Below are 6,925 nucleotides of genomic sequence, written 5' to 3'. Positions count from 1 at the left end.
GTCGGCGAGGGCGGCCAGCGCGGCCTCGGCGGCGTCGATGCGCGGCGCGAGCGCCGCCGCCGCGGCCTCGGCGTGGGCGAGGATGCCCAGGGCGTTGGCCTTGAGGCCGCGCAGCCGGTCGAAGGCGGCGGACTCGGCGTCCAGCCGCCGGTTGGCGCTGGTGCAGTGCGAGCAGATCTCGTCGAGGGTGCCGCGGCGGATGTCGTCGTCCTCGTACGGGGCGTCGTCCAGGCCCTGCCGCAGCCGGAAGGCGTAGGCGAGCTCGCCGCGCGCGTAGGCCACGGCCTCGGCGAACGGCCGGGTGGCGGCCGTGCCCAACTGGGCCGTCGCGAAGAGGAGTTCCTCGGCGCTGGTGCGCACCGCGTCGTCGGTCTCGACGAGGTTCCGGCAGGCCTCCGCCTCCAGCGCGGGCAGCGGCGTCATCGGCTGTGCCATGCGGGCGAGCCCGGGCGGGGTCGAGGTGGGGACCAGGCGCTCCCGCCGGGCGGCGCGGCGCCGGGCCGCCCGGCGGGAGCAGAAGCACAGGTAGAGGCCGGTGAACAGGGCCAGTACGGCGATGGTCACCGGCAGCCACACCCGGCGGTGGCCGGGCACGAGCCCGTCGCCGCCCGGGTCGCCGGCGCCGGGCACGATCGTGGGGGGCAGCACCGGGTGGCCCTGGAGCACGGCGGCGTACCCCTCGGCGGCGCCGATGGCCGCGCCCGCCCAGTCGTGCTGGGCGAGGGCCGGGGCGATGGCGGTGGCGGCGACCGCCTTCAGCTGCTCCGGGCGGAAGCCGGAGTCCGGGGCCGCGGAGACGGCGTACTGCCGCTCGTGGGTGGCGATGGCCAGCAGGACGTCGTGCGGTCCGAGGCCGTTGCGGTCGGCGGTGGCGTCGGCCCAGGCGTGCCCGGGGCGGCCGGAGAAGTCCCGCACGTAGGTGACGTACAGCTGGATGTGGTGGGTGGTGTGCAGGTGGTTCAGCGCCCCCGTGACCTGGGCGCGGCGCTGTCCGAGCGCGCCGACGGTGTCGGTGATCCGGCCGCCGGTGTCCAGGTCGAGGGGCGTGTCGGCATGGGCGTGCGCGACCGGGACCGCCAGCGCGCACAGCGTCACGAGGGCGAGGGGGGCCCTGACCCTGGCCCGGCCCGGCGCCCCCGGCCCGTGCCGCCTGGAATGCCGTGTCACATTTGGGAGCGTATGGCGGTACTGCCCGACCCGCTACCGGGAGCATGGGGCCAGATACGGTGCGTATCCGCGCCGAATCTGCGCCAGGCTCACGCCCCCCGGCGGCGGATCTTGCTCCCGAGCCACACCAAGGGGTCGTACTTACGGTCGACCGCTCGTTCCTTCAGGGGGATCAGGGCGTTGTCCGTGATCTTGATGTGCTCGGGGCAGACTTCTGTGCAGCACTTGGTGATGTTGCAGTAGCCCAGGCCGTGCTCCTCCTGCGCGGAGCGCTTGCGGTCGACGCCCGCCTCCGCCGCCGCGTCCAGCGGGTGCATGTCCAGTTCGGCGACGCGCATCAGGAAGCGCGGACCGGCGAACGCGGCCTTGTTCTCCTCGTGGTCACGCACCACATGGCAGGTGTCCTGGCACAGGAAGCACTCGATGCACTTGCGGAACTCCTGCGAGCGGTCGACGTCCTCCTGCCGCATCCGGTACTCGCCGGGCCCGACCCCCTGCGGCGGGACGAACGCCGGGACCTCGCGCGCCTTCTGATAGTTGAAGGACACATCCGTCACCAGGTCCCGCAGCACCGGGAAGGCGCGCATCGGCGTGACCGTCACCGTCGCGTCCCGGTCGAGCGACGACATCCGCGTCATGCACATCAGCCGCGGCCTGCCGTTGATCTCCGCGCTGCACGAACCGCACTTGCCCGCCTTGCAGTTCCACCGCACGGCGAGGTCGGCCGCCTCGGTCGCCTGGAGTCGGTGGATGACGTCGAGGACGACCTCGCCCTCGTTGACGGCCACGGTGTAGTCGACGAGGTCCCCGCCGTCCGCATCACCCCGCCACACCCTGAAGTGGGCGTCGTAGCTCATGTCGTCAGCTCCTCGTCGGTCAGGTACTTCGCCAGCTCTTCCTTCTCGAAGAGCGAGAGCAGGTCACCGCGGATCGGCGGCATGTCCCGGCGCATGAGGCGCACGAGCCCCAGCAGCGGGTCGGCCATCGCGGACCCCGCGCTCTCCTCCGCGAGCCGGCACACGAGGTTCACCCGCCGCCACCGCCGGTCCATCCCCGGGTGGTCGTCCCGGGTGTGCCCGCCCCGGCTCTCCGTGCGCTCCAGCGCCGCACGCGCCACGCACTCGCTGACCAGCAGCATGTTCCGCAGGTCCAGGGCCAGGTGCCAGCCGGGGTTGAACTGCCGGTGGCCCTCCACCCCGGCCCGCCGCGAGCGCTCCCGCAGCGCGGAGAGCCTGCGCAGCGCCTCCTCCATCTCGGGGGCCTTGCGGATGATGCCCACCAGGTCGTTCATCGACTGCTGGAGCTCCTGGTGCAGGGCGTACGGGTTCTCCGCGCCGCCCGCGGAGACGGCCGGGTCGCCGCCCTCCACGCCGAACGGGCGCAGCGCCTCCGCCTCCGCCACCTCGACGGCGGTCTCGGACACCCTCGGCCGGGCGTCCTCGGTGAGCGCCGCCGCGTACTCGGCCGCGTGCAGCCCGGCCCGGCGGCCGAACACCAGCAGGTCGGAGAGGGAGTTGCCGCCCAGCCGGTTCGAGCCGTGCATGCCGCCCGCCACCTCGCCCGCCGCGAACAGGCCGGGCACGCCGACCGCCGCCGCGGTGTCCGGGTCGACGTCCACGCCGCCCATCACGTAGTGGCAGGTGGGGCCGACCTCCATCGGCTCGGCGGTGATGTCCACATCCGCCAGTTCCTTGAACTGGTGGTGCATGGACGGCAGTTTGCGGCGGATCTCCTCGGCGGGCAGCCTGCTGGAGATGTCCAGGAACACCCCGCCGTGCGGGCTGCCGCGGCCCGCCTTGACCTCGGCGTTGATGGCGCGGGCCACCTCGTCGCGGGGGAGCAGCTCGGGCGGGCGCCGGTTGTTCTCCTGGTCCTGGTACCAGCGGTCGCCCTCCTCCTCCGTCTCCGCGTACTTCTCCCGGAAGACGTCGGGGATGTAGTCGAACATGAAGCGCTTGCCGTCGCTGTTGCGCAGCACCCCGCCGTCGCCGCGCACGGACTCCGTGACGAGGATGCCCTTGACGGACGGCGGCCAGACCATGCCCGTCGGGTGGAACTGCACGAACTCCATGTTGATCAGGGATCCCCCGGCGAGCAGCGCGAGCGCGTGCCCGTCGCCCGTGTACTCCCAGGAGTTGGACGTCACCTTGAAGGACTTGCCGATGCCGCCGGTGGCCAGCACCACGGCCGGGGCCTCGATGGTGAAGAAGCGGCCGGACTCCCGTTCGTAGCCGAAGACGCCCGCGATCCGGTCGCCGTCCTTGAGCAGGCGGGTGACCGTGCACTCCTGGAAGACCTTCAGCCGGGCCTCGTGGTCGCCGCTCTCGCGGTGGTCCTCCTGCTGGAGCGAGACGATCTTCTGCTGGAGGGTGCGGATCAGCTCCAGGCCCGTACGGTCGCCGACGTGCGCGAGCCGCGGGTACTCGTGGCCGCCGAAGTTGCGCTGCGAGATCCGGCCGTCGGGGGTGCGGTCGAAGAGCGCGCCCCAGGTCTCCAGCTCCCAGACCCGGTCCGGGGCCTCCTGCGCGTGCAGCTCGGCCATGCGCCACTGGTTGAGGAACTTGCCGCCGCGCATCGTGTCGCGGAAGTGGACCTGCCAGTTGTCGGCCTCGTTGACGTTGCCCATGCTGGCGGCGATGCCGCCCTCCGCCATCACCGTATGGGCCTTGCCGAACAGCGACTTGCAGATCACGGCGCAGCGCAGGCCCTGCTCCCGGGCCTCGATCGCGGCGCGCAGCCCCGCGCCGCCCGCGCCGACCACGACCACATCCCAGGACTGCCGGGGCGTGTGCGACATCAGAAGAACCTCGGATCGTCGAAGGCGCCACTGGCGACCAGGTACACATAGAAGTCCGCGACCGCCACGCTCACCAGCGAGGCCCAGGCCAGCAGCATGTGACGGGTGTTCAGCACGCTCACCCAGCCCCACATCCGGTAGCGCACCGGGTGCTTGGAGAAGTTCCGCAGCCGCCCGCCGACGATGTGCCGGCACGAGTGGCAGGAGAGGGTGTACGCCCAGATCAGCGCGACGTTCGCGAGCAGCACCAGGGTGCCCAGGCCCATGTGGCCCCAACGGCCGTCCGCGTCGCGGAAGCCGAGCACGGCGTCATAGGTGAGGACGCCCGCCACGAGCACCGCGAAGTAGAAGAAGTAGCGGTGGATGTTCTGCAGGATCAGCGGGAAGCGGGTCTCTCCCGTGTACTTCCTGTGCGGCTCCGCGACGGCGCAGGCGGGTGGCGAGGCCCAGAAGCCCCGGTAGTACGCCTTGCGGTAGTAGTAGCAGGTCAGCCGGAAGCCCAGCGGGAAGATCAGGACGAGCAGGGCGGGGGAGAGGCTCCACCACGAGCCGAACACGCCCCAGTCCGCGCCGTCCTTCATCGGGACGCAGTTCTTCGCGACGCACGGGGAGTAGAACGGCGAGACATACGGGGCGGCGTAGTAGTCGGCGTTGGCGAACGCCCGCCAGGTGGAGTAGACGACGAACGCCAGCAGCCCGCCCGCCGTCGCCGCGGGCGCCAGCCACCAGCGGTCGATGCGCAGGTGACGGGCCGGGATCGCGGCGCGCGAGGCGTGGTGCACGCCGCCGGGGGCCTCCGTGGCGGCGGGGGCGGTGGTCCGGGGATCGGTGCCAGTGGCCAAGGGGGACTCCATGGAGGAGTGAGCGGTATAGAGGAGTGAGTGGTCGGATCGGGGTGTCGCCGGACTCGCCGGGCGCGTCCGTCGGTCTTCCGCCGGACTTCCGTCGGTCTTCCGTCGGACTTCTAGGGCGCGTGCCGGTCGCGGGCCCCGAGCCCCTCGTCGTCGGCGTCCTTCCACAGCGCGGGGTCGTACGGGGCCTCGGGGATCTCCACCGGCTCGGCGGGCGGCTCGGCGGCGGGGCGGTGGGCCTCGCGCAGGAGCTCGACGCTCTCGCGGAGGTGGGCGGCGTCGGTACGGACGCGGCGCAGCTCCAGATTCCGCTCGCCCAGGTGCTTCTCCAGCCGGGCGAGTGCCTGCCCCAGATCGTCCAGGCAGCGCTGAACTGCCGTCACTTCATCGTTCAGGGACATGATCTGCCCTCACTTCCGCGGTCGGCGGTTGCGGGTGGCGACGCTGATGCGACTGTGAGTGTCGCGCGTCACACCCCTCCGGGGGAAGATAGCGTCCGCCGTCGCGCCCTGGGGCCGGTGGGAAGACCCCGCGCCCGGCGGAGTGAGGAATTCCTCCACGTGGGTGGCGCGCGGCCGCCACGCGGGTGGCGTACGGCCCGCCGGGCGCCGTGTCGGCGCCGTGCCGGAGCGACCTTCGCCTTATGTGGTGGGCAGTAGATGCGATCAGCCGCGCATTGCGCCGAACGAGCGCCGTAGCGGCGGCAAGCCCCGTCAGGCGGAGGTATCCCATGGCCCCCCTCGCTCCCCTTCTCAGGAGCACCCGCACCCGTTGCCGCCGTCCCGGTGTGCTGCTCGCGGCGGCCGTCCTGCTCCCGCTGCCCGCGCTGGTCGGCTGCGGCGCGGACGGCCACGGAGGCACCGAGGGCCCGGTCACCCCGCCGGACATCGCGGCCGTGCCCCGCGCCAAGGTCGCCGACCGGGGCACGCTGCGCTGGGCGGTGGACGCGCTGCCCGCGACGTTCAACACTTTCCAGGCCGACGCCGACGCCACCACCCAGCGGGTCGCGGGCGCGGTGCTGCCCTCCCTCTTCACCCTCGACCGGCGCGGCAGGCCGCAGCGCAACCCGGACTACCTGACGGCCGTCGACGTCGTCGAGCGCGAACCCCGGCAGGTCGTCGTCTACAAGCTCAACCCCAGGGCGGTCTGGAGCGACGGCACCCCGCTGTCCGCCGCCGACTTCGAGGCGCAGTGGAAGGCGCTGCGCGGCAAGGACAGCGCGTACTGGACGGCCCGCAACACCGGCTACGACCGCATCGACCGGGTCGAGCGCGGCGCCAACGCGCAGGAGGTCAGGGTCGTCTTCGCCAAGCCGTCCGCCGACTGGGCCTCGCTCTTCACCCCCCTCTACCCGAAGTCCGTGATGGGGAGCGCGACCTCCTTCAACGACGGTGCCCGCAACGAGCTGAAGGTCTCCGCGGGCCCCTTCCGCGTCGCCTCCCGCGACAAGGACGACCAGTCGCTCACCCTCGTGCGCGAGCCGAGGTGGTGGGGCGACCGGGCCAAGCTCGACCGGCTCGTGCTCAAGGCCGTGCCGCCCGGCGACCGGGCCGCCGCGCTCGCGGACGGCAAGCTCGACCTCGCCGACGTCGCCCCGGACGTCGCGGCCCGCATCGCCGCGGCGAACAAGCCCCTGAAGAAGGGGGACAAGGCGGACGGGGAGAAGGGCAAGGCCGCCGTCCCCGTCCCCGTCGCCGTCGGCAAGCCCCCCGAGGCGGAGGCGCTGCGCGGGCTCGCCGTCCGCAAGTCCCTCGACGCCTCCTACACCCAGCTCGCGCTCAACGGTGCCTCCGGGCCGCTGGCCGACGAGCGGGTGCGCCGCGCGGTGGCCCGCGCCATCGACCGCAAGGACCTCGCGGAGGCCGTGCTCAAACCGCTCGGGCTGCCCGCCGCCCCGCTCGGCAGCCACCTCTTCCTGGCCGGTCAGCAGGGGTACGAGGACAACAGCGACGCCATCGGCGGCCCGGACACCAAGGCGGCGGAGGCACTGCTCGCGGACGCGGGCTGGCAGGAGAAGGGCACCCGGGGCGCGCTCTCCCGCAAGCAGGCCGAGGCCGGGGACCGGTCCGCGGACAAGGCGGCGGGCAGCCCGAGCGGTTTGAGCACGGCC

The 6,925-nt window shown here is 72.9% G+C and carries 6 protein-coding genes; 1 reads left to right on the top strand and 5 read right to left on the bottom strand.

Going from position 1 to position 6,925, the window contains the following annotated elements; translation table 11 throughout:
* The 5 genes from K6I34_RS28125 to K6I34_RS28105 all read right to left on the bottom strand — a co-directional run.
* Positions 1-1,167 (bottom strand): TPM domain-containing protein (locus K6I34_RS28125; RefSeq protein ID WP_229330025.1); only part of this gene is annotated, 1,167 nt, incomplete at its 3' end.
* Positions 1,168-1,256: 89 nt separating this feature from the next.
* Positions 1,257-2,024 (bottom strand): succinate dehydrogenase/fumarate reductase iron-sulfur subunit, encoded by a 768-nt coding sequence (locus K6I34_RS28120; RefSeq protein WP_229330022.1) that lies wholly within the window; start codon positions 2,022-2,024, stop codon positions 1,257-1,259.
* A complete protein-coding gene (locus tag K6I34_RS28115; RefSeq protein ID WP_229330020.1) occupies positions 2,021-3,964 on the bottom strand; it encodes a fumarate reductase/succinate dehydrogenase flavoprotein subunit in 1,944 nt (647 codons plus the stop codon). Before K6I34_RS28115 ends, K6I34_RS28120 begins: the two co-directional genes overlap by 4 nt.
* Positions 3,964-4,806, bottom strand: a complete 843-nt coding sequence (locus K6I34_RS28110; RefSeq protein ID WP_229330017.1) for a hypothetical protein — start codon at positions 4,804-4,806, stop codon at positions 3,964-3,966. Before K6I34_RS28110 ends, K6I34_RS28115 begins: the two co-directional genes overlap by 1 nt.
* Positions 4,807-4,928: 122 nt before the next feature.
* The gene (locus tag K6I34_RS28105; RefSeq protein ID WP_229330016.1) at positions 4,929-5,216 is read right to left on the bottom strand and encodes a hypothetical protein; all 288 of its coding nucleotides are present in this window, start codon (positions 5,214-5,216) and stop codon (positions 4,929-4,931) included.
* A 329-nt stretch (positions 5,217-5,545) separates the two neighbouring features.
* Here K6I34_RS28105 and K6I34_RS28100 point away from each other — a divergent pair.
* Positions 5,546-6,925 (top strand): ABC transporter family substrate-binding protein (locus K6I34_RS28100; RefSeq protein ID WP_229330014.1); only part of this gene is annotated, 1,380 nt, incomplete at its 3' end.

The organism is Streptomyces sp. UNOC14_S4 (assembly GCF_020740835.1).
GTDB lineage: Bacteria > Actinomycetota > Actinomycetes > Streptomycetales > Streptomycetaceae > Streptomyces.
Note: the sequence above shows the minus strand (reverse complement) of the source record. Positions and strands in the feature narration are given on the sequence as shown.